The following is a 19,732-nucleotide window of genomic DNA, read 5'->3' on the forward strand; positions in this document are numbered from 1 at the left end:
GTGCAGATTAACAAAATGTGCGCTGTAAGAACCCTCTTAATGTAAATGCTATTGATAATGATTACCACTTGCATTAGATTCTCGGCAAATAATTCATACCTAAAAATAAGTTCAATTTTTTTATGGCTTTATTGTGCGAAGCCATCTTTTGATACTGTCTGCAAGCGTGTGAGCGAATACTAACAATTAATCAGGACTTTCGCGCTCATGTCACTAATTTTTCAGGGAATTACGCCACAGCGGCTGTTTAAAACGGCGCTGATCGCCTCTGCAATTCATACAGCCTGCGGCTACGCCGCCAGCTCGGATCCTTCGGTTCTTGCACTTTCAGCCAGCAAAAGCAGCAGCAGCGAACCGGTAATGACCGTTAACGCACCCCAAGACGAAAAACGGGCGGGCAGCAAAACCTCGCTCTCTGCGGCAGAGCTGCGTCAGCGTGGCGCAAACGACTTTGGTTCTATCATGCGTTACGAACCGCTGATCAGCGCAACCGGCTCCAGCGGCGGTTCGTCTGCTGGAAAAAGTGGTTTCGACCGCGCGGGTTATACGGGTTACAACATTCGTGGGCTGGAAAGTAACCGTGTAGGTCTGGACGTAGATGGCATTCCGCTGCCGCAAGCCACCGGACGCAGCTATGTTGGACGCGCCGGCCTTGACAGCTTTGGCATCGGTCGTGATTACATTGATCCCTACATGTTTGGCCGCATCGACATTGAAAAGGGCGCAACGGCGGTCGATCAACCCAACACCTCAATCGGCGGCAATGTCTCTTTCCGCAACAAAACAGCGGATGATTACCTGCGTCCGGGTAAGGAAACCTACTTCGGTTACCAAAGCGATTATGACTCTTCGAACCGTAGCTGGCACAACGGCATTACCGCTGCGGCGGGCGATGATGAGCTGCGCGGTATTTTCGTTTACAGCCGTCGCGACGGGCAGGAAACCGAAAACAACAGCGGCGAGCTTGACGCTTACCCAGCGAACTGGCACTCCGATGCCTTTATGACTTCCGGCATCTGGCAACCCAATGATGAGCACAAACTCAGCGCGACGCTGGATTACTACCACAAAACCAATCATTCGCATTACGACAGTTGGGATACATCCGGTAATACCGTTTGGGGCACTGCGCAGCAGCAAAGTGACACGCGCCGTTTCGGCGCGAGCCTGAGTGATGAATACACGCCGTATAACAATGTTATCGACAGCCTGATCACGCGCGTTTACTGGCAGAAAACTGAAGCGCATGACAACACCTACATGCCGTCGAGCGCCAGCGCCTATCAAACGGTTTACTCCGATTACAACAGCGATACTTACGGCTTTGACACGCGGCTGGCGAAGAGTATAGGTCGTCATGAACTGAGCGGCGGCCTTAACGCACGTCTGATCGACACCGAACGTCCGTTCCGCCAATCGCCTACGCCAAGTGTTTATAGTGTGATCATGCAGCCGCAGGCCAACAGCCGTAGCTACACGGTGGGCGGTTACGTACAGGATAAGATCAACGTTAACTTCGACAGTCATAATTTCGCGGTGATTCCGGGCGTACGTGTGATGTACCAGAACACCAAGCCGCGAGATGTCTCCACCTTGACCACCAACAGCAGCGCGCTCGACTCCTCAGACGTGTCAGCGCTGTACGGATCTGCGAACACCGATACACAGGTTCTGCCGTCAATTGCTTTCCAATATGATCTGACACCAACGCTAATGACCTATCTGCAATATAGCCGTGGCGCGCAGTTCCCGAATGACACCCAGCTGTATGGTTCGTGGAACCTGGGTTCCAGCTATGCCGGCACAGCGCAATATGCGTTGATAGGTAATCCCGATCTTAAAACCGAAACCAGCAATAACTACGAATGGGGCGTGAAAGGTCTGTTGACCGAAGGCGTCAGCATCAACGCGGCTGCCTTCTATAACGACTATAAAAACTTCATTGCCTTTACCCGTTACACCCGTTCAGGCAATCCCGATAAATTCGTTAATGTACCGAGCAACATCTACACCACTTATGAAGCTGAGAACCGCGATAAGGCATACATTTACGGTGCAGAAATCAGTAGCAAAATTAACTTCGGCACCTGGTTCCAGCAGGTCGATGGTCTGAGCGCCAATCTGGCCTTCGGTTACACCCAAGGCGCAGCGAAGTCGAGCTACCTTGGCGACCGTTATGTCGATCTGGAGAGCGTAGCGCCGATGAAAGCCATCGTTGGCCTGGCGTGGGATGACGTTGATCGCGGTTATGGTGCGGCAGTCACCGCTACTTTCGTGAAAGGCAAGAAAGCGACAGCGACGAACCGGGAAAGCTTCACCAATACGGGTAACGCCATAACGGATTCCAGCACTGATTATATGCGTGTGCCGGGTTATGGCATGGTGGATATGACCGCGTACTGGAACGTCACTAAAAACGTTAAGTTGAGCGGCGGCCTCTATAACCTCACCGATCGTAAATATTGGGATTACCTCAGCAGCCGTGAGTTGACCAGTGATTCACAACAGGATCGCAACGATCAATCGCTGGCGGTGATGCCAGGCCGCACCTTCCAACTGGGTGTTAACGTCGACTTCTGATAATAATTTAGCCCTGCGATAAAGCAGGGCACATTCATGGGAACAACGCGCAATGAACCAGACTTACCAACACTATTTAGCCCTGAAGGGTGAACAGCCGAAGAAGTATGCCCGCGATCTGGCAGCGCTGATGGGCATCAGCGAAGCACAGCTCTGCGAAGCGCGTATCGGGCACGACGCGCAGGCGATAAAAAGTGATTTCCCGGCGCTGCTGGCTGCGCTGGAAGCGGTCGGTGAAACCAAAAGCATCACCCGCAATGAATATGCGGTACATGAGCATCTCGGAGAATATAAAAATCTGCATTTAGGCGGTCACGGTGGTTTGGTTCTTAATCCACGCGCGTTGGATTTGCGCCTGTTTCCGTCGCAGTGGCAGAGCGCGTTCGCATTGCGTGAGCAAACTGCGCATGGCGAACGCCAAAGCATTCAAATCTTTGATCGCCACGGCGATGCCGTGTTGAAAGTCTATATGACAGACAACAGCGACAAAGCCGCGTGGCAGGCATTGATCGCGAATTTTGCTCAAGAAAATAGCGCACCGATTAGTGTTCAGCCGTTTACGGCTGCGGAACGCAATCGCAACGTTGATGCAGCAGCTATCGACAACGAATGGCGCGCGATGACTGACGTGCATCAATTCTTTGGCCTGTTGAAGCGTCACAACGTCTCGCGCCAGCAGGCATTCCGCGCTGCGGGTGACGATCTCGCCTGGCAAGTCAGCAATGATGCGCTGGCGAAAGTGCTGAATCTGACGTTGCAGGATGCCAATGAAATCATGATTTTTGTCGGCAATCGCGGCTGCACTCAGATCTTTACCGGCGTTGTAGAAAAACTGATGCCAATGGAAAACTGGATCAACATCTTCAATCCACAATTTACGCTGCACCTGATGGAAAACCACATTAGCGAAAGCTGGGTAACACGCAAACCCAGCGGCGATGGTTTTGTCACAAGTCTGGAACTGTTCGCCGCCGACGGCACGCAAATTGCGCAGCTGTATGGTCAGCGCAGCGAAGGCACGCCGGAGCAGGCGCGCTGGCGTGAGCAAGTCAACTCGCTGCGTGCGGCAGGAGACGGCGCATGAAATCGCTGTTATTGATGGTGCTGGTGGCGCTTCCCTCGTTTGCGACGGAGCGGGTGGTGTCGATTGGCGGTGACGTCACACAAATCGTTTATGCGCTGGATGCTCAGCAAAATCTGATCGCCCGCGACAGCACCAGCCAGCAACCGGCGCAGGCGAATAGATTGCCCAACATCGGCTATATGCGCCAGCTCAACGCCGAGGGCATTCTGGCGCTGAAACCGACGTTGGTGTTAAGCAGTGAGCTGGCTAAGCCTTCGCTGGTGTTGCAGCAAGTAGAGCAAGCGGGTGTGAAAGTGGTGGAGATAACCGGCGAAAACAGCGTGCAAGCTATTCCGAAGAAGATTGCTGCCATTGGCAAAGCGCTGAATCGTGACGCTCAGGCACAAACCCTGGAAGCGCAGGTTGAGAAGCAGCTGGCGCAACTTCCGCAACAGACATTACCGGTCAAAGTGTTGTTTATCATGGCGAACAGCGGCATGAAATCACTGGCGGCGGGTAATCAAACTGCTGCAGATAGTGCCATTCGCAGTGCAGGCTTGGTGAACGCCATGGCTTCAGTACCGCATTATCAGGCGCTGTCACAGGAAGGCGTGGTCGCTGCTGCGCCCGATTTAGTGGTAATTGGGGATGATGGCCTGAAAGCGTTCGGCAACGAAGAGAAACTGTGGCAGCTGCCGGGGCTGGCACTAACGCCCGCCGGGCAGCACCACAACCTGCTGGTGATCGATACCATGGCGCTGCTGGGTTTTGGTCTGGATACGCCGCAGGCTATTGTCAAATTGCGCCGTGCGGCAGAAGCCATCCGGCATGATTAATCTGCGCTGGCTGCTCTTGATGCTGATCAGCATGTTGGTGGCGATGGTGATTGCGGCGAATCTCGGTGCCATGTCGCTGTCGCTGCGTGCGCTGTGGCAAGCGCCGCTCAACGATATCAGCTGGCAAATCTGGCTGAACATTCGTTTGCCGCGCGTGTTGCTGGCGGTGCTGTTGGGTATGGCGTTGGCGGTATCGGGCGCAGTGATGCAAGGGCTGTTTCGCAATCCGTTGGCCGATCCCGGATTGCTTGGCATCAGCAGCGGCGCGGGTTTAGCGGTGGCGCTAGCCATCGTCATCCCGCTGGCGCTGCCAGCAATGTTAGCGATGTGGCTCCCGACAGTCGCTGCGTTTCTTGGCAGCCTGTTGGTGACGCTGCTGATCTTCAGCTTTAGTCGTCTGGCGCGCGGCAATTTGTCGCGGTTGCTGCTGGTCGGCATTGCCATTAATGCCCTGTGTGGTGCAGCGGTCGGCGTGCTTTCATGGCTGAGCAACGATCAGCAACTGCGTCAGCTTTCGCTATGGGGCATGGGAAGTTTAAGTCAGGCGCAGTGGCCTTCGTTGTTGGTTTGTGCGCTGTTGATTGTGCCAGCGCTGCTGCTGCTGCAGACGCGTGCGCGTCGCCTCAACTTGCTGCAACTGGGTGAAGAAGATGCGCATTACATGGGTATTGATGTCAAACGCACCCAGCGCCAACTGCTGGTGCTCAGCGCGTTACTGGTTGGCACCGCCGTATCGGTCAGCGGGATTATCGGTTTTGTTGGCTTAGTGGTGCCACATGTGATGCGTTTTTGCCTGGGCAACGATCACCGCTGGATGTTGCCGGGCTCGGCGCTGGCAGGCGGTATTCTGTTGCTGCTGGCGGATACGCTGGCGCGCACGGTGGTGATCCCCGCCGAAATGCCGGTGGGATTACTGACCAGCCTAATTGGTGGGCCCTGGTTTCTCTGGTTGATCCTGCGTCAGCAGCGAGGAATGGAATGATGAAGCAGCTTCAGGCTAGTGGACTGCATTTTGCGCGCGGCACACGGATGCTGATCGATAATCTGGATGTCACGCTTAACGCCGGTGAAATGGTGGCGCTGATCGGCCCCAATGGCGCGGGGAAATCAACGTTGTTACGCCTGTTAACCGGTTTCCTGCCCCCAGATCGTGGGGAATGCCGCCTTGACGATCGCCCGTTAGATCAGTGGCCGCGTGAGCAGCTGGCACGACGACGCGCGGTAATGCGTCAGCAAAACACCATGACCTTTTCGCAATCGGCGGCGTCAGTGGTGGCAATGGGTCGCGCGCCCTGGCCATCAACGCAGTCGGCTGCGATTGTTGCAGAGGTGATGATGTTGACCGGGTGTGATGCGCTGGCGCAGCGCGATTATCGTCAGCTTTCCGGCGGGGAGCAGCAGCGCGTGCAGTTGGCGCGCGTGCTGGCGCAGCTGTGGCAGGATGGCGCGCCGCGAGGCTGGCTGTTTCTCGATGAACCGACTTCGGCCTTGGATCTGTTCTGGCAGCAGCAGACGCTGCGCTTGCTGCATAAACTCACGCGCAAAAGTGACTTTAGCGTCTGCGCCGTGCTGCACGATCTCAATCTGGCTTCGCTGTGGGCCGATCGTATTTTGCTGCTGCATCAGGGCAAATTAGTGGCGCAGGGCACACCGCAGCAGGTGATGACGGAAGCAACCCTGATGCGCTGGTATCAGGCTGAATTGCAGGTAACGCCACATGCTGAAAGTGGGCGACCACATATTCAGCTGCGGGTTTAGGCCGTTTCGCTTATAAAACATTACCTTGTCTTAGCTGCCAACTGTTTTTTTTCAGCCATACTTTTCTCTAAACAGTCAATAAACAGGGAGAAAACGATGGCGAATACGCTAAATGAGGCCGCTGAAGAGCTAGGTAAAATTTTATTATCTTCTGGTCTGCATCTTGCCACCGCAGAATCTTGTACTGCCGGTCTCATCAGCATGACGCTGGCGGCGGTTGAGAACAGCGGCAACTTTTATACCAGCGGTTTTGTCACCTATAGCGAGAGCGCAAAAGTGCGTTTGCTGGGCGTGAGCGAAAGGGTGCTTGAACAATACACCGCGGTGAGTGAACAAACCGTGCGCGAGATGGCGCAGGGGGCCTGCGATCGGTCCAAAGAGCCCGTTAGTTTGGCCATCAGCGGCTATGCAGGACCTGACGGGGGCGAAGATGGCACGCCCGCAGGCACCATTTGGGTCGGTTGGAAACTGGCGAACGGCGACATCTACGCGGAATGTCAGCAATTTGACGGCGAACCAAAAGAGGTGATGGAGCAGGGCGCGCTGTTTGCTATCAACGGTTTAATCAAACGCCTTCAACCTTCCCGCTGAAGCCAGAAAAATGCGCCACATTCAGGCGCATTTTTACGAAACCATTATTGCTATGAAGGGTTAACAGCAATATGTGGGCAACCGCAAAGCCTCAGCGGCAATCGACAATCAACCGACCGCGCACTTTACCTTCCAGCAGATCGTGCGCGCCTTGCCGCGCTTCACTCAACGGAATGACGTGGGTAAATTTGCTGAGCTGCGTGGTGTCGAGGATTTCGCCAAGGCGTTGCCACGCCTGCTGGCGCAGCGCTTTAGGGCACATTACGCTGTCAACGCCCGCTAAGGTGACGCCGCGCAAGATAAACGGCGCCACGCTGGTGGGCAGATCCAGACCTTGCGCCATGCCGCAAGCGGCAACCACGCCGTCGCGCTGAGTTGCGGCTAGCACATTGCTTAAGGTATGGCTGCCGACGCTATCAATCGCCGCCGCCCAGCGCTCTTTAGCCAGCGGTTTGCCGGGCTCTGCCAGTTCAGCGCGATCGATAACCGACGATGCGCCGAGTGTAGTGATCAAATACTCTTCGTCGCTGGCGCGACCGCTGGACGCGATGACGTTAAAACCGAGTCGAGCCAGCAAGTTGACGCTGAAACTGCCCACGCCGCCGCTGGCACCTGTCACCAATACCGGGCCATGATCGGGTTTAACGCCCTGTTTCTCCAGCGCCAGCACGCACAGCATTGCGGTAAAACCTGCGGTGCCAATAGCCATGGTTTGCAAAGGGCTTAGCGTGCTCGGCAGCGGCACTAACCAGTCGCCGGATACGCTGGCTTTTTGCGCCAGCCCGCCCCAATATTTTTCTCCAACGCCCCAACCGGTGAGTAACGCAACGTCATCGTGTTGCCAGTCGGGATGGCGGCTTGAGGTTACACGACCAACAAAATCGATGCCGGGTACCATCGGGAATTGACGCACGATAGGGCCTTTATTGCAGATAGCTAAGGCGTCTTTGTAGTTCAGAGTGGAGTAGCTAACGTCGAGTGTGACGTCTTGATCGGGCAGTTGTGATTCGGGGAGATCTTTCAGCAGTGAACGGTAACCTTGTTCGTCATTTTCAATGACCAGTGCCTTAAACATGCAGCCTCCGGCAGGTTTGGAAAGAGATCAACGAGTTTACGCTTCCATGGCGGATTTCGGTAGGGATTGGCGTCGTTAATCTCAGCGTCGCGCCTTTAACGTGAGGCGTCGTCTGTCCCCCATCCCAACCTTCCCCCGTTTTGACGGGGGAAGGAGACGCTGCCACATGCCGCTTCCTCACTAACATATAGCAGCATCTTCCTCCCCCACGTGTGGGGGAGGACCGAGGTGGGGGACAGCCAGCACCAACTCGCCAACTAACCTAATCTCGTACCTTATCAATTGCATCGCGCAGTCGATACCATCCGCTGACCAGCGGAACAAACCATGGCTTACCGTTATAAAGTGGAATAGGCCGGAAGTTGCTGCGTTCAAACGATAAGGGCCGCGGTTCGGTGCCAAGCAGTTTCTGTGCGGCGCGAAAGCCCAGCCAGCTCATCAGCGCCACGCCATTGCCGTTACAACCCACGGCGAAGCGCGCATTGTCCATTTCACCGGCGTAAGCCGTTTTATCACGCGTCATTCCTACAAACCCGCTCCACGCGTGGCTGATACGATAGGGTGCGAGTTCTGGCCAGATCGCCAGCATGCGTTGGCGAATGCGAATCGCCGCCGTTTTCTCATCGCAATCCATTATGCCGGGGCGCGACCCAAACAGCAGGCGCGTGCCGTCCGGGGAAGGGCGCGTATAAATGAGATCGCGGCGACTGTCGGTGATCATTCTGCCGCTGGGAATCAATCTTTCCAGTAACTCTCGCGGCAAAGGCTCAGTAGCAATTTGATAACTCTTCACCGGCACAATGCGTTTCGCCAGATTTGGCGTGGCGTCCTTTTCGGTATAGCCGTTGGTCAGGAAAATCACCGATTCGGCCTGAACGGTGCCGCGTTCGGTATACACCACTTTGCCGCCGCCTTCTGTTTTCACACTTTTTACTCGCGCATGTGAAAACAGCTGCGCGCCGTGCTGACGCGCCAGCGCCCGCAGCGCCCGATTGTACTTGCCAGGATGCACGCCGCCATATTCATCCACCAGAATGCCGCCGTGATAAAAGCGTGAGCCGATGATCGCCGCCTGATTTTCCTGATCCACTTTGTGTACCGTCACGCCCGTCACGCGGTGCAGGATATCGCCCATTTCATACAGGCTGGCAAGCTGCTTCTGCGTATGCGCGCCGAAGTAGCGTCCGCCGATAAACAGGTCAGCATCCAGCTGCTCACTGCGCACTAACGTCTGAATAAACGCGAACGACGCGATGGAGTCGGCAATCATGTGCTGAAACAGGTCGGGTGGAATGCCTTTTATCGCGCCGCCAACCACCAATTTTTGCCCGCTGCTGATCATGCCGCCGGTGCGCGTGCTGCCGCCGCTGCCGAGTTCATTAGCCTCCAGCAGCACCACGTTTTTTCCGTGACGCGCCAGCTCAACGGCTGCATTTAAACCGGCGAAGCCGGAGCCAACTATAACGACGTCTGCGCGGGCAGGCAGCGCATCCAGACAGGTTTCCGGTGGCGCAGCGTCCCACCAATAGGGCGTGGTTTTGAAATCTTCAGTAAAAATGGCCTGATCGGACATGATCTCTCTCTTCACTGTTACAACACCTGACCGAGGAACTCGCGGGTGCGTGCATCCTGCGGGTCGTCAAAGAGCTGCGCCGGTGGCGCCATCTCCACAATTTTGCCGGCATCGGTAAAGCAAACCCGATGCGAGACTTCGCGGGCGAAACGCATTTCGTGCGTCACCAGCAGGCAGGTCAGCCCTTCATCCACCAGTTCGCGAATAGTATTCAGCACCTCTTTCACGGTTTCTGGATCGAGTGCGGCTGTCACTTCATCGAACAGAATGATTTCCGGCTGCATCGCCAGCGCACGCGCAATCGCGACGCGTTGTTGCTGTCCGCCTGAAAGCTCCCCGGGATAGCGGCTCTCTTTACCGCTTAGCCGCACTTTTTCAAGCAGACGAATCGCGCGCTCGCGCACCGCTTCACGCTCATGTTTCAATACTTGCATCGGTGCCATCATCACGTTGTCGAGTACCGTGCGATGCGGAAAAAGGTTGTACTGCTGAAACACCATCGCCACTTGATGACGCAGCGGGCGCATCGCTTTTTCGCTGTTGATCTCATGAACGCGATGTTCACCCACGCGCACAAAGCCTTCATCAATCGGCAGCAAACCATTTATGCAGCGCAGAATGGTGGATTTACCCGAGCCGGACGGCCCGATAATGCAGACCGCTTCGCCTTTGGCGACCTCCAGCGAAATGCCTTTCAACACCTCGGTTTTGCCGAAAGATTTATAAATGGTGTCCAGTTCAATCAGGGACGAAACGCGATCGATCATAGGGCATCCCCTTTGGTGTTGTTTTCCAGTCGACGCGCCAGCAGGGCGATCGGGTAGCAATAGCAGAAGAACATCAGCAGCACGGTGACGTAGAAATAAACCAGCGTGCTTTCGCTTTCGGTTGCCAGCGTGGTGCGCAGCAGCGTAACGACCTCTTGCACGCCAGTGACGGTAGCCAGCGCAGTGGAAATGGCCAGCAGCGCATACAGGTTCATCCATCCGGGAATGATGCGGCGCAGCGCCTGCGGTAAAATCACGATGCGATAAATCTGCCACTGGCTATAACCAAACGAGCGTGCAGACTCCCATTGTCCGCTGTGCACCGAGTTCACCGCACCACGGATCACTTCGGCGAAGTTAGCGGCAGTAGGCAAACTCAAGCCAATAATGGCTTTGAACAGCGGAGAAAAAGTGAAGTGAATACCCAGCAATTCCACGCGATAAGGCAGCAGATAAAGCATTGAAAACAGCAGCACCAACCACGGCGCGTTACGCAGAAAGTTCATCACCGCACGCGCGGGCAGGCTTAACCAGCGCCGTTTCGCCATCATCGCCAGCCCAAGAAACAGACCGAGCACGGTGGCGAACGCCATGCTGACGATGCTGATAAAGATGTTAAGCACGAAGCCGCCGCTCAGCGGCCAGCCCTGCATCGATCCGGTCAGCAGCAGCGGCAGTTTCTGCCAAACCTGATGCCATTCGCCGCCGGGATCGTTGAAGATGCTAAACAGCAAACCCAGCAGCGTCAGGATGAAAAAGGCCTGCTTGGTCTGGGTTTTGCGTTTTTGGTAAAGCATGTCCATGTTTAGCCTCCATATCCTGGGTAGGCGAGGCGGCGTTCAACCCAGCCAATCAGCCACACCAGCGCACTCACCAGCACCACGTAAATCACCAGTACCAACAGCATCACTTCCAGCGTGCGGAAGGTGTCGTTATAAATCTGTCCGGCGGCGTACATCAGTTCCGGTACGGTAATCACCGACGCTTGCGAGGTGGTTTTAAACAGATTGGTTAACACATTGGTCAGCGGCGGCAGGCAGATGCGTGATGCAATGGGAACCTGTACATGACGAAACAGGCCCCAGCGCGAGTAGCCGAGTGAACGCGCCGCTTCCAGCGTGGCTTTAGGAATAGCATCGAATCCTGATCGAAAGGCTTCTATGCACAACGCGCCACCAAACAGGCTGAGTGAAAGGGCAGCTGACATAAAGGCGCTGACCAGCGGCACCTGCAAGCCGGTTAGCGGATCCTCCTGCGTAAAACCGATCTGCGTCAGCGTGAAATAAAAGAACAGCATTTGCAGCAGCGGCGGCGTATTGCGGAACAGCTCAACAAACAGCTCAATGGCGGCATCCAGCCACGGCAGCTTTAACGTCAGCGCCAGCGTGCCTGCCAGACCAATGAGGATCGCCAGCAGTGAGCAAAGCGCTGCCAGCTCCAGCGTTTGTATCACCCCCTGAAATAGCCACTGCTGATACACCGGATCCAGCAGCCAGGAATAGTCGAGTCCAAACATAGTCAGGCCTTAGTTCGCCGCTGTGCGAGCCGCTTCTGCACGTTTTTCAAGGTACGGCGATTTCGGCATGTCGAACGCTTTTTCCCATTCGATGAGCTTGTTTTCGCCTTCGGCTTTCACGATCGCTTTGTTCACTGCGGCCAGGAAAGCGGTGTCATTTTTGCGCACGCCACCCGCCATTGGGGTGAACTCATAGGGCTTTACGGCAATTTTGTAATCAGACCAGCCCGCCTCATGGGTTTTGTTTTGCAGCGTCATGTCGTCAAACACCATCGCAATGCAACGGTTGTCCTGCAATGCACGATAGGCTTCTGGCAGTGCGGTAAAGTTCACCAGTTGCAGACCATACTTCTGGGTCACGGTTTTATTGAAGTAAGAGCCTTGAATGCCGCAGATTTTCTGGCCTTTCAGCTGTTCCCACTGGGTGAATTTCGCAGTTTTACGCGCCAGGATAGAAGGGCCCGCGGCGGAGACATACTCTTCACTGAAGTCGATCTCTTTGGCACGCTCAGGCGTCACGCCCAGCGTGGCCATGATCATGTCGATCTGACCCGCGTTTAAAAACTGGATGCGGTTCGACGCGTTGACCGGCACCAATTTGACTTTGTCCGGTGAACCCAACAATTCGTTGGCGATATAGCGCGCCAGGCTGATTTCAAAGCCCACGGTTTTGCCGTCGTTATCCATGTAGCCGTAAGGGGGATAATCATTTTTCACGCCGACGGTAAGCACACCCCGACTTTTGATATCAGAAAGCGTGTCGGCATAGGTAATGGCGGGAGCAGCCAGCAGCAACAGTGACGTGGCCAGAAAACGCATACGATGTTTTGTCATTTTCTTATCCTTCGGTAGTGATGGTTTGCAGGTTTTATGATGTTTTTTATAGGGATACGCGTCGTTTTTGCACTGCGTCACTGTTGTCTTAAAGACAATTTAGGGTTCGCAGATGGGCAAAAAGTGCGACTCACTTGTCAATCGAATATGAAATCTGATAGATATTTAGTCAACAAAAAACCATATATTGAAATCTTATAATTAAAAGTTTCACATTATGGAACTTATTGGGGCGGATAGGATGAGCGATAGCGCAGGAAAAAATGGCGTGCAGTTACTTGATCGGGCAGTCACGCTGCTCGATTTTGTCGCAGATGCGGGCAGTGAAGGCTTAACGCTGAAATCGTTATGCGAATTATCGGGACTGAATAAAGTGACTTGCCATCGCATTTTGAATTCGCTGGTAGAGCATCAGTTGCTGCACAAAATTCAGGGTGACAAGTGCTATCGGCTGGGCACCAAATTACTCATTTTCGGGGCGAAGGCTGCGCGTGGCCCGGGATTGCGCCGTCAGTTTCAGCCAGCGCTGGAGCGATTGCGCAAGCAGACCGGCGAAACGGCCATGTTAATGGCACGCGATCGTGATGATTCTGTCTGTATTGATCGCTACGACAGTGAATATCAAATGCAAACGCTGACCGGCTCGGTGGGCGGTTCGGTGCCGCTGGGATTAGGGCCGGGAAGCCTGGCGATTTTATCGTTTCTCGACACTGAACAGCAGCAGGAGATGTTGCAGCGAAATCAGGCGCGGCTCGAGAGCTGGCCAATGCTGACACCGCCACGTTTAGCGCGTTGGATTGCGGAGACAGCAGAACAGGGTTACGCGTTGGATACAGGCGAACTGATACCGGGTATTGCCGGTATCGCAGTGCCAATCCGCGTGGCAGGGGCGGGCGTAGTCGGTTCGCTCGGCCTGACTTTTTTGTCCCCACGGCTTAATGATGACGTTTGTCAGCGCTATGTAGCGCTGCTTAAACAGGAAGTGGCAGAAATTGAGCCGCTGCTAAGTCCACTCGATACGCGGTTACGTGCGTCGATGTAGGCGAGGATTTTGCATGATCTTTCTCAGAGGATTGTGCTGGCTTTTCCCCATCCCGGCCTTTTCCCGTGAAGCGGGGGAAGGCGATGCTGCCATATGCACGTTCAGAGCGAGCCCAAGGCAGCGTCTTCCTCATAACAAACATCAGGAGCTAAAACATGTCTATTTCTGGCAAGAAAGTCGCACTCATCAGCGGTGCCAGCCGCGGTATTGGGGCAGCGATTGCCGCTAACTTACTGGCCAACGGCTGGGCGGTGAGTTTGGGGTGCCGCTCGCCAAACGATGTACCGATTACCGACGCAGAAAGTCAGCTGATCTGCGCTTTTGACGCCTTTAATCCCGACAGCGAAAAAGCCTGGGTCAGCGCGACTATCGAGAAATTTGGCCGCATCGATGCCGTGGTTCACAACGCCGGTATGATGTTGCCCGTTTCAATCCTTGAAGCCAGTGATGATGAGTTTGACCGTACTTTTGACGTCAACGTTAAATCGCCTATGCGCTTGAGTCGCCTGGTCTGGCCGCATCTGCAAGCCAGCGGCGCCGGACGCATCGTGATGTTAGTGTCGCTGTCGGGCAAACGCGTTAAAGCAGAGCGCTCCAGCCTCTACTCAATGAGCAAATTTGCCGCCTTAGCGCTGGCCCACGGATTACGCAAAATTGGCGATGTCGATAGCATCCGCTGCACGGCGATTTGTCCCGGTTTTGTCGCCACCGATATGGGAACAGCACTCACTGAAATCTCAGCCGAAAAAATGACGCAGCCGGAAGATATCGCGCATCTGGTGCGTACTGTGCTTGAGCTGCCGAGCACCACCAGCATCGCCGAAATTCCCGTTAACTGGACGGTAGAAGATAGCTACTAACTGACGAGGTCAATCATGGGTCCAGGCGTTGATGCGGTGGCTTCATCAGATAACTTTCCAACGGAAACCGATGTCGTCATCGTCGGAGGTGGGATCATTGGCGTTGCTACGGCGCTGTCGCTGGTTCAGCGCGGCACTCGTGTGGTGCTGCTGGAAAAAGGCACCGTAGCGGCAGAACAATCAAGTCGTAACTGGGGTTGGTGTCGTCGCACAGGCCGTGATCTGCGTGAATTGCCGCTGATCAATCTCAGTATGCAGTTATGGGAAAACATGAACGCCACGCTGGGGCGTGAAACTGGCTTTCGCCGTAACGGCATCGTTTATGGGACGCGTACCGAAGCGCAATATGCGCGCCATCAACGCTGGATTGCCGAAGCTAAACAGCACGATATTCACAGTGAATTACTCTCATCATCACAATTACGCGAGCATCTGCCGCAGTTACAAGGCGAGTTCATTGGCGGATTGTTTACCGCGCTAGATGGTCGCGCAGAACCGCAAAAAGCGGCACCGGCGATGGTGTTGAAAGCAATGGAGCATGGCCTGAATCTGCAACAACATTGTGCAGTACGCACCATCGAACGCACCAATGGACGCGTCAATGCGGTGATCACTGAACATGGCGCGATACGCTGTCAGCAAGTGGTCACGGCGGGTGGTGCCTGGACGCGATTGCTGCTGCAAGGGCTGGATGTCACGCTTCCGCAGCTTAAGGTTTTATCTACCGTGTTGCGCACCCGGCCAGTGGATTTCGATCCAGGCGTTTGCGCCAGTTTTGGTAGCGTAGCGTTACGCAAACGGCTAGACGGGGGGTTAACCGTTGCCAGTTCTGCCACCAATACCGCTGATATCACGACCGATTCGCTGCGTTTCAGCCCACTGTTTATGCCGGCGTACTGGGTTGAGCGCCAGGCGCTGAAGCTGCGTTTAGGCAAACGCTTTGTCGATGAATTAGTTAACTGGCGGCCTGGCGTGGAAGATAAGCGATCGGTGTATGAGGCGGTTCGCGTGCTGGAGCCGCAAATCGATCCAGCTATTGTTCAGCGGATGCGGGAGGCTCTCGGCAAGGTGTTGCCGCCGCTGGCCAATTTGCCGGTAGCACAAAGTTGGGGCGGTTTGATCGATACTCTGCCTGATGCGATCCCCGTGATCTCTGCGGTAGAGGAAGTGAAAGGACTTTACGTCGCTACCGGATTTTCTGGTCACGGCTTTGGTATTGCGCCAGGCGCTGGGCAGCTCATGGCTGATCTCGTATTAGGCAGCACGCCCTCGGTAGATCCTCATCCTTTCCGCTTATCACGCTTTAGTGACGGTGAACGGATTCGGGCGCAACACTGGTTGTAGCACGTAACTGCACCTTATGCGCGGATGCATAAATTTGCATAAGGTGCAGATATTTAAGCGCTTTACTCTCAAGTTATTTTAATAAAATATTATTTATCAACGGCTTGTGTATTTATCATTTTGACTGATTAATTATCGCTGGCGGGTTGTCGCTGTTTAAAAAAAGTGACATCATGACCGCCAATTTTTGACACCCATTTTTATCTTTACAGAGGACGCCGCCATGGCCGGTACAATGCGCATTTGCACTTGTTCCCGTTCGCTACTGCGAAAGCGCGCGCTGTTTCCCTCGATCATTTCAGTGACACACTCCTCGCTCACCATGCGGTGAGGCCAGCCTGACGCACGCTGTTGGACATGCGTAAGGGCAGAGCTCATCTGACTTTACTGATGTCTATCGGTTTAATCCGTCTGACGTTATTCGCCGGGGAATCATCCCCATTGCTGTGCCTTTGGCACCCACTCATCCTTGACGCTAGGGATTTGTGCTATGACACCACTAAAAATTGCTGCCAGCGCCGCTGTGGCGCCTAACTTGACTCTCAACACCGCGCGCGACGTGGTGACGCTGGACAACACTGATTTTACCGACGTGGCGGCTGTCGTCGTCTCTTTGGCTGATACGCGCAGTGGCGTGCTGGCACTGTTACGCCACACCGGTTTCAATTTGCCGGTCTTCGTGACCAATGCCTTTGAAGAAGAAGTGCTGCATTTGCCTGGCGTCACTGGCGAATTAAACGGCGAGCCCGAAGAGTGGGCTGCGCTGGAAGCCGCTGCGCAGGCCTATGAATCTGAGCTGCTGCCGCCATTTTTTGAAACCCTGACCAAATATGTCGACATGCAAAACAGTACTTTTGCCTGTCCGGGACATCAGGGCGGGGCGTTCTTTAAAAAGCATCCGGCAGGACGGCAGTTTTATGATTTCTATGGCGAAAACGTATTTCGTTCAGACATGTGCAACGCCGATGTAAAACTGGGCGACCTGCTGATTCATGAAGGCTCAGCGAAAGACGCGCAGAAGTATGCGGCCAAAGTCTTTAACGCGGATAAAACCTATTTCGTACTGAACGGCACGTCAAGTGCCAACAAAGTGGTGACCAACGCGCTGCTGACGCGGGGTGATTTGGTGCTGTTTGATCGTAATAATCACAAATCTAATCATCATGGTGCGCTGATTCAGGCGGGTGCTACACCGGTTTATCTGGAGGCAGCCCGCAATCCGTTTGGCTTTATCGGCGGCATTGATGCGCACTGTTTTGATGAGGATTATCTGCGTCAGCAAATCCAGAAAGTTGCCCCGCAGCGTGCCAGCGATGCACGTCCGTTTAGACTTGCCATTATTCAGCTCGGTACTTACGACGGTACGGTTTATAACGCGCGTCAGGTGGTGGATCGCATCGGCCATCTCTGCGACTACATCCTGTTTGATTCAGCGTGGCTGGGCTACGAACAGTTTATTCCGCTAATGGAAGGGTGTTCACCGCTGACGCTGGAATTGAACGAAAACGATCCCGGCATTTTTGTCACGCAGTCAGTGCATAAGCAGCTGGCGGGCTTTTCGCAGACCTCGCAGATTCACAAAAAAGATAACCATATTCGTGGGCAAAAGCGTTTTTGTCCGCACAAACGCCTGAACAACGCGTTCATGCTGCACGCCTCGACCAGCCCGTTTTATCCGCTGTTCGCCGCACTGGATATCAACGCCAGAATGCATCAGGGCGATGCAGGTCGTCGCATGTGGGATGAGTGCGTGATGATCGGTATTGAGGCGCGTAAAGCGATCTTTGAGCGCTGTGAAATGATTCTGCCGTTCGTACCGGAAACCGTAAAAGGTAAAGCCTGGCAAGATGCGCCTACAGAAGAGATCGCTCGCGATCTGCACTATTTTAGCTTCGAACCTGGCGCGAAATGGCACGGTTTTGCCGGTTACGATCGCGATCAATACCGTGTTGATCCCTGCAAATTACTGCTGACCACGCCAGGTATTGATGCAGCGAGCGGCGAATATGCAGCGTTCGGCATACCCGCAACCATTCTGGCTAACTACCTGCGCGAGAATGGTATCGTGCCAGAAAAGTGCGATCTTAACTCAATTCTGTTCCTGCTGACGCCTGCGGAAAGCCCAGAGAAAATGGCGCATTTGGTGACGATGCTGGCACAATTCGAGCAGCATGTGAAAGAGGATGTGCCACTGGCTGAAGTGCTGCCAACTATCTATCGCAAGAATGCTAAACGTTATGCTGGATACACGCTACGCCGCTTGTGTCAGGAGATGCATGATCTCTATGTCAGTCATGATGTGAAAGGTTTGCAGCGCATGATGTTCCGTGAGGAGGGTCTGCCAGCGGTGAAAGTGAATCCGCAGGATGCGCATCAGGCGTACATTCGCGGTGACGTTGAACTGGTGCCGATTGCCAAAGCCGAAGGGCGAATTGCTGCTGAAGGTGCGTTGCCGTATCCGCCGGGCGTGCTGTGCGTTGTGCCGGGTGAAGTATGGGGCGGAGCGGTACAGCGTTATTTCCTGGCTCTGGAAGAGGGCGTGAATTTGTTACCAGGCTTCTCACCTGAATTGCAGGGGGTTTACACTGAAGAAGATAGCAGGGGAAACAAATACTTAGTCGCAAATATGATGGTGGCTGGCCGCTAGGACGAGCCTGGGCTGCGGCGGGTTGTGGCCCGCCAGCCTTTTATTATTGCCGTAACCGGGTGAGCTCGTTTCGTTCGCCCGGCAATTAGGCAGTTTCATTTTTCCCACGGCCTGACGAACGAAACGTCTGTTGTCTCTCGGGCTCGAGCCCAAGAGTGATTAAAACTGCCGGTAGCTGCGTTGCGCAGTGCTCACCTTGGTCAGATAACGACGCGATTCAGAGCTGGGGTGCTGCTTGGTCAGCGTCTGATAAACCTCGTTCGGCGACATACCATTGATAATATTGAACGCACGATCCTTATCACTGGAGAAGACCCGTAATACGCTGCCTGCACCGCCGTTATAGGCGGTAATAACCGCATAGCGACGTGACAACGGATCCTGAATTCCGCCTAAATAACTCTTCTGCAGAATCGAGATATAAGCCGTTCCCGCATCAATGTTGTTCTCGGGATCAAGCAAATAGCTGCGGCTTGGTTTGCCCCATTTGCCCTTCATGCGGAACACATCAACGCCGGCGGTATGCTGCACAACCTGCATCAAACCCAGCGCATCAGAGTGGCTAACCGCATAGGGGTTAAAACTCGATTCAGTTTGCATGATCGCTAAAATCAGTGAGGCATCCACGCCATACTCTTCAGCAGATTTGCGCACCATCGGCAAATATTTATGCGCACGTTTGTCGAGGTGGTTCGGCACCATCGGAATGGTGATCGAGTAAATCACATGCAGGCCCGAAGTGCGGCGCTTCAGCTTATTTTGGATCAAATAGTCAGCAAAGTTTTCAGCGCGACCTTGCCAGCGAATGGCCTGTCCCGTGTTATCCAGCACCTGACCATACAGCAGCGGCTCTTTGCTGATCACGATATCGTTGGCATCTGAATAGAGGTCAACGTTGCCAGGATCTTCACCAATCAACAGCGTGGTAACGATCGCCTGGCGCAAACTGGCCATGGGATCGGTGCCTGCAATGGTTTCAATCGTGATGCTACCGCTTTCAAAGTTGATGTGACTGCGGGTGTAATAGTTGTCGCTGTACTTGACGTAATCTTTCGGTCCGGCGATCAGAACCTCATTAATACCCCAAATGTTTTCGATGTTATGGGCGAATTGCCCCATCAAAATGTCAAACCCGTTGGTGTCTTTAACCCATTCTTCGTGAGACTGCTGTTTTTTTCCGGAGCAGGAAGCCAAAAGTGGTGCAATCACCAGCAGGGCTATCAATCTTTTATTCATTGGAAATATA

General features: G+C 54.2%; 17 protein-coding genes. 10 read left to right on the top strand and 7 right to left on the bottom strand.

Annotated features, from left to right (window positions below):
- Nucleotides 1-207: 207 nt before the first annotated feature.
- The 6 genes from MUG06_RS14220 to MUG06_RS14245 all read left to right on the top strand — a co-directional run bounded on the left by MUG06_RS14220 (nucleotide 208) and on the right by MUG06_RS14245 (nucleotide 6,828).
- Complete coding sequence (locus tag MUG06_RS14220; protein ID WP_243078984.1) at nucleotides 208-2,580, top strand: TonB-dependent receptor; 2,373 nt, start codon at nucleotides 208-210, stop codon at nucleotides 2,578-2,580.
- Between the two features lie 52 nt (nucleotides 2,581-2,632).
- Nucleotides 2,633-3,664 carry a ChuX/HutX family heme-like substrate-binding protein gene (locus MUG06_RS14225; protein WP_243078985.1) on the top strand — a complete coding sequence of 344 codons (1,032 nt, stop codon included), beginning with the start codon at nucleotides 2,633-2,635 and terminating at the stop codon, nucleotides 3,662-3,664.
- Nucleotides 3,661-4,479 carry an ABC transporter substrate-binding protein gene (locus MUG06_RS14230; protein ID WP_243078986.1) on the top strand — a complete coding sequence of 273 codons (819 nt, stop codon included), beginning with the start codon at nucleotides 3,661-3,663 and terminating at the stop codon, nucleotides 4,477-4,479. Before MUG06_RS14225 ends, MUG06_RS14230 begins: the two co-directional genes overlap by 4 nt.
- Entirely contained in the window at nucleotides 4,472-5,461 is a 990-nt protein-coding gene (locus MUG06_RS14235) for an iron ABC transporter permease (protein WP_215845640.1), read from the top strand. Before MUG06_RS14230 ends, MUG06_RS14235 begins: the two co-directional genes overlap by 8 nt.
- Nucleotides 5,458-6,237, top strand: a complete 780-nt coding sequence (locus MUG06_RS14240; protein WP_243078987.1) for a heme ABC transporter ATP-binding protein — start codon at nucleotides 5,458-5,460, stop codon at nucleotides 6,235-6,237. Before MUG06_RS14235 ends, MUG06_RS14240 begins: the two co-directional genes overlap by 4 nt.
- A gap of 96 nt (nucleotides 6,238-6,333) precedes the next feature.
- Nucleotides 6,334-6,828, top strand: a complete 495-nt coding sequence (locus tag MUG06_RS14245) for a CinA family protein (RefSeq protein ID WP_243078988.1) — start codon at nucleotides 6,334-6,336, stop codon at nucleotides 6,826-6,828.
- Nucleotides 6,829-6,919: 91 nt separating this feature from the next.
- Here MUG06_RS14245 and MUG06_RS14250 read toward each other — a convergent pair whose 3' ends face one another.
- From MUG06_RS14250 to MUG06_RS14275, 6 genes are all read right to left on the bottom strand, one after another.
- Complete coding sequence (locus MUG06_RS14250; RefSeq protein WP_215845642.1) at nucleotides 6,920-7,903, bottom strand: MDR family oxidoreductase; 984 nt, start codon at nucleotides 7,901-7,903, stop codon at nucleotides 6,920-6,922.
- Between the two features lie 262 nt (nucleotides 7,904-8,165).
- Nucleotides 8,166-9,476: an FAD-binding oxidoreductase gene (locus MUG06_RS14255; protein ID WP_243078989.1), complete on the bottom strand. Its 1,311-nt coding sequence runs from the start codon at nucleotides 9,474-9,476 to the stop codon at nucleotides 8,166-8,168.
- A 17-nt stretch (nucleotides 9,477-9,493) separates the two neighbouring features.
- Nucleotides 9,494-10,243 carry an amino acid ABC transporter ATP-binding protein gene (locus tag MUG06_RS14260; protein WP_243078990.1) on the bottom strand — a complete coding sequence of 250 codons (750 nt, stop codon included), beginning with the start codon at nucleotides 10,241-10,243 and terminating at the stop codon, nucleotides 9,494-9,496.
- Complete coding sequence (locus MUG06_RS14265) at nucleotides 10,240-11,046, bottom strand: amino acid ABC transporter permease (protein WP_243078991.1); 807 nt, start codon at nucleotides 11,044-11,046, stop codon at nucleotides 10,240-10,242. The genes MUG06_RS14260 and MUG06_RS14265 overlap by 4 nt, the downstream gene beginning before the upstream one ends.
- 2 nt (nucleotides 11,047-11,048) lie before the next feature.
- On the bottom strand, nucleotides 11,049-11,759 hold the full coding sequence (locus tag MUG06_RS14270; RefSeq protein WP_243078992.1) for an amino acid ABC transporter permease: 711 nt from the start codon (nucleotides 11,757-11,759) through the stop codon (nucleotides 11,049-11,051).
- A 9-nt stretch (nucleotides 11,760-11,768) separates the two neighbouring features.
- Nucleotides 11,769-12,593 (bottom strand): transporter substrate-binding domain-containing protein, encoded by an 825-nt coding sequence (locus MUG06_RS14275; protein ID WP_243078993.1) that lies wholly within the window; start codon nucleotides 12,591-12,593, stop codon nucleotides 11,769-11,771.
- Nucleotides 12,594-12,834: 241 nt separating this feature from the next.
- Here MUG06_RS14275 and MUG06_RS14280 point away from each other — a divergent pair, with 241 nt between their 5' ends.
- From MUG06_RS14280 to MUG06_RS14295, 4 genes are all read left to right on the top strand, one after another.
- Nucleotides 12,835-13,635 (top strand): IclR family transcriptional regulator, encoded by an 801-nt coding sequence (locus tag MUG06_RS14280; protein ID WP_243078994.1) that lies wholly within the window; start codon nucleotides 12,835-12,837, stop codon nucleotides 13,633-13,635.
- 155 nt (nucleotides 13,636-13,790) lie between these two features.
- Nucleotides 13,791-14,495 (top strand): SDR family NAD(P)-dependent oxidoreductase, encoded by a 705-nt coding sequence (locus tag MUG06_RS14285; RefSeq protein WP_243078995.1) that lies wholly within the window; start codon nucleotides 13,791-13,793, stop codon nucleotides 14,493-14,495.
- A gap of 15 nt (nucleotides 14,496-14,510) precedes the next feature.
- Nucleotides 14,511-15,839, top strand: coding sequence for an FAD-binding oxidoreductase (locus tag MUG06_RS14290; protein ID WP_243078996.1), 1,329 nt, complete (start codon nucleotides 14,511-14,513; stop codon nucleotides 15,837-15,839).
- 490 nt (nucleotides 15,840-16,329) lie between these two features.
- Entirely contained in the window at nucleotides 16,330-18,486 is a 2,157-nt protein-coding gene (locus MUG06_RS14295) for an ornithine decarboxylase (RefSeq protein WP_243078997.1), read from the top strand.
- A 159-nt stretch (nucleotides 18,487-18,645) separates the two neighbouring features.
- On the opposite strand, the gene mltC is transcribed toward MUG06_RS14295, so the two are convergent.
- Nucleotides 18,646-19,722 (bottom strand): membrane-bound lytic murein transglycosylase MltC, encoded by a 1,077-nt coding sequence (gene mltC, locus MUG06_RS14300; protein WP_243078998.1) that lies wholly within the window; start codon nucleotides 19,720-19,722, stop codon nucleotides 18,646-18,648.
- Between the last annotated feature and the right edge of the window lie 10 nt (nucleotides 19,723-19,732).

Origin of the sequence: Pantoea sp. MQR6, assembly GCF_022761075.1 — a bacterium.
Lineage (GTDB): Bacteria > Pseudomonadota > Gammaproteobacteria > Enterobacterales > Enterobacteriaceae > Pantoea > Pantoea phytostimulans.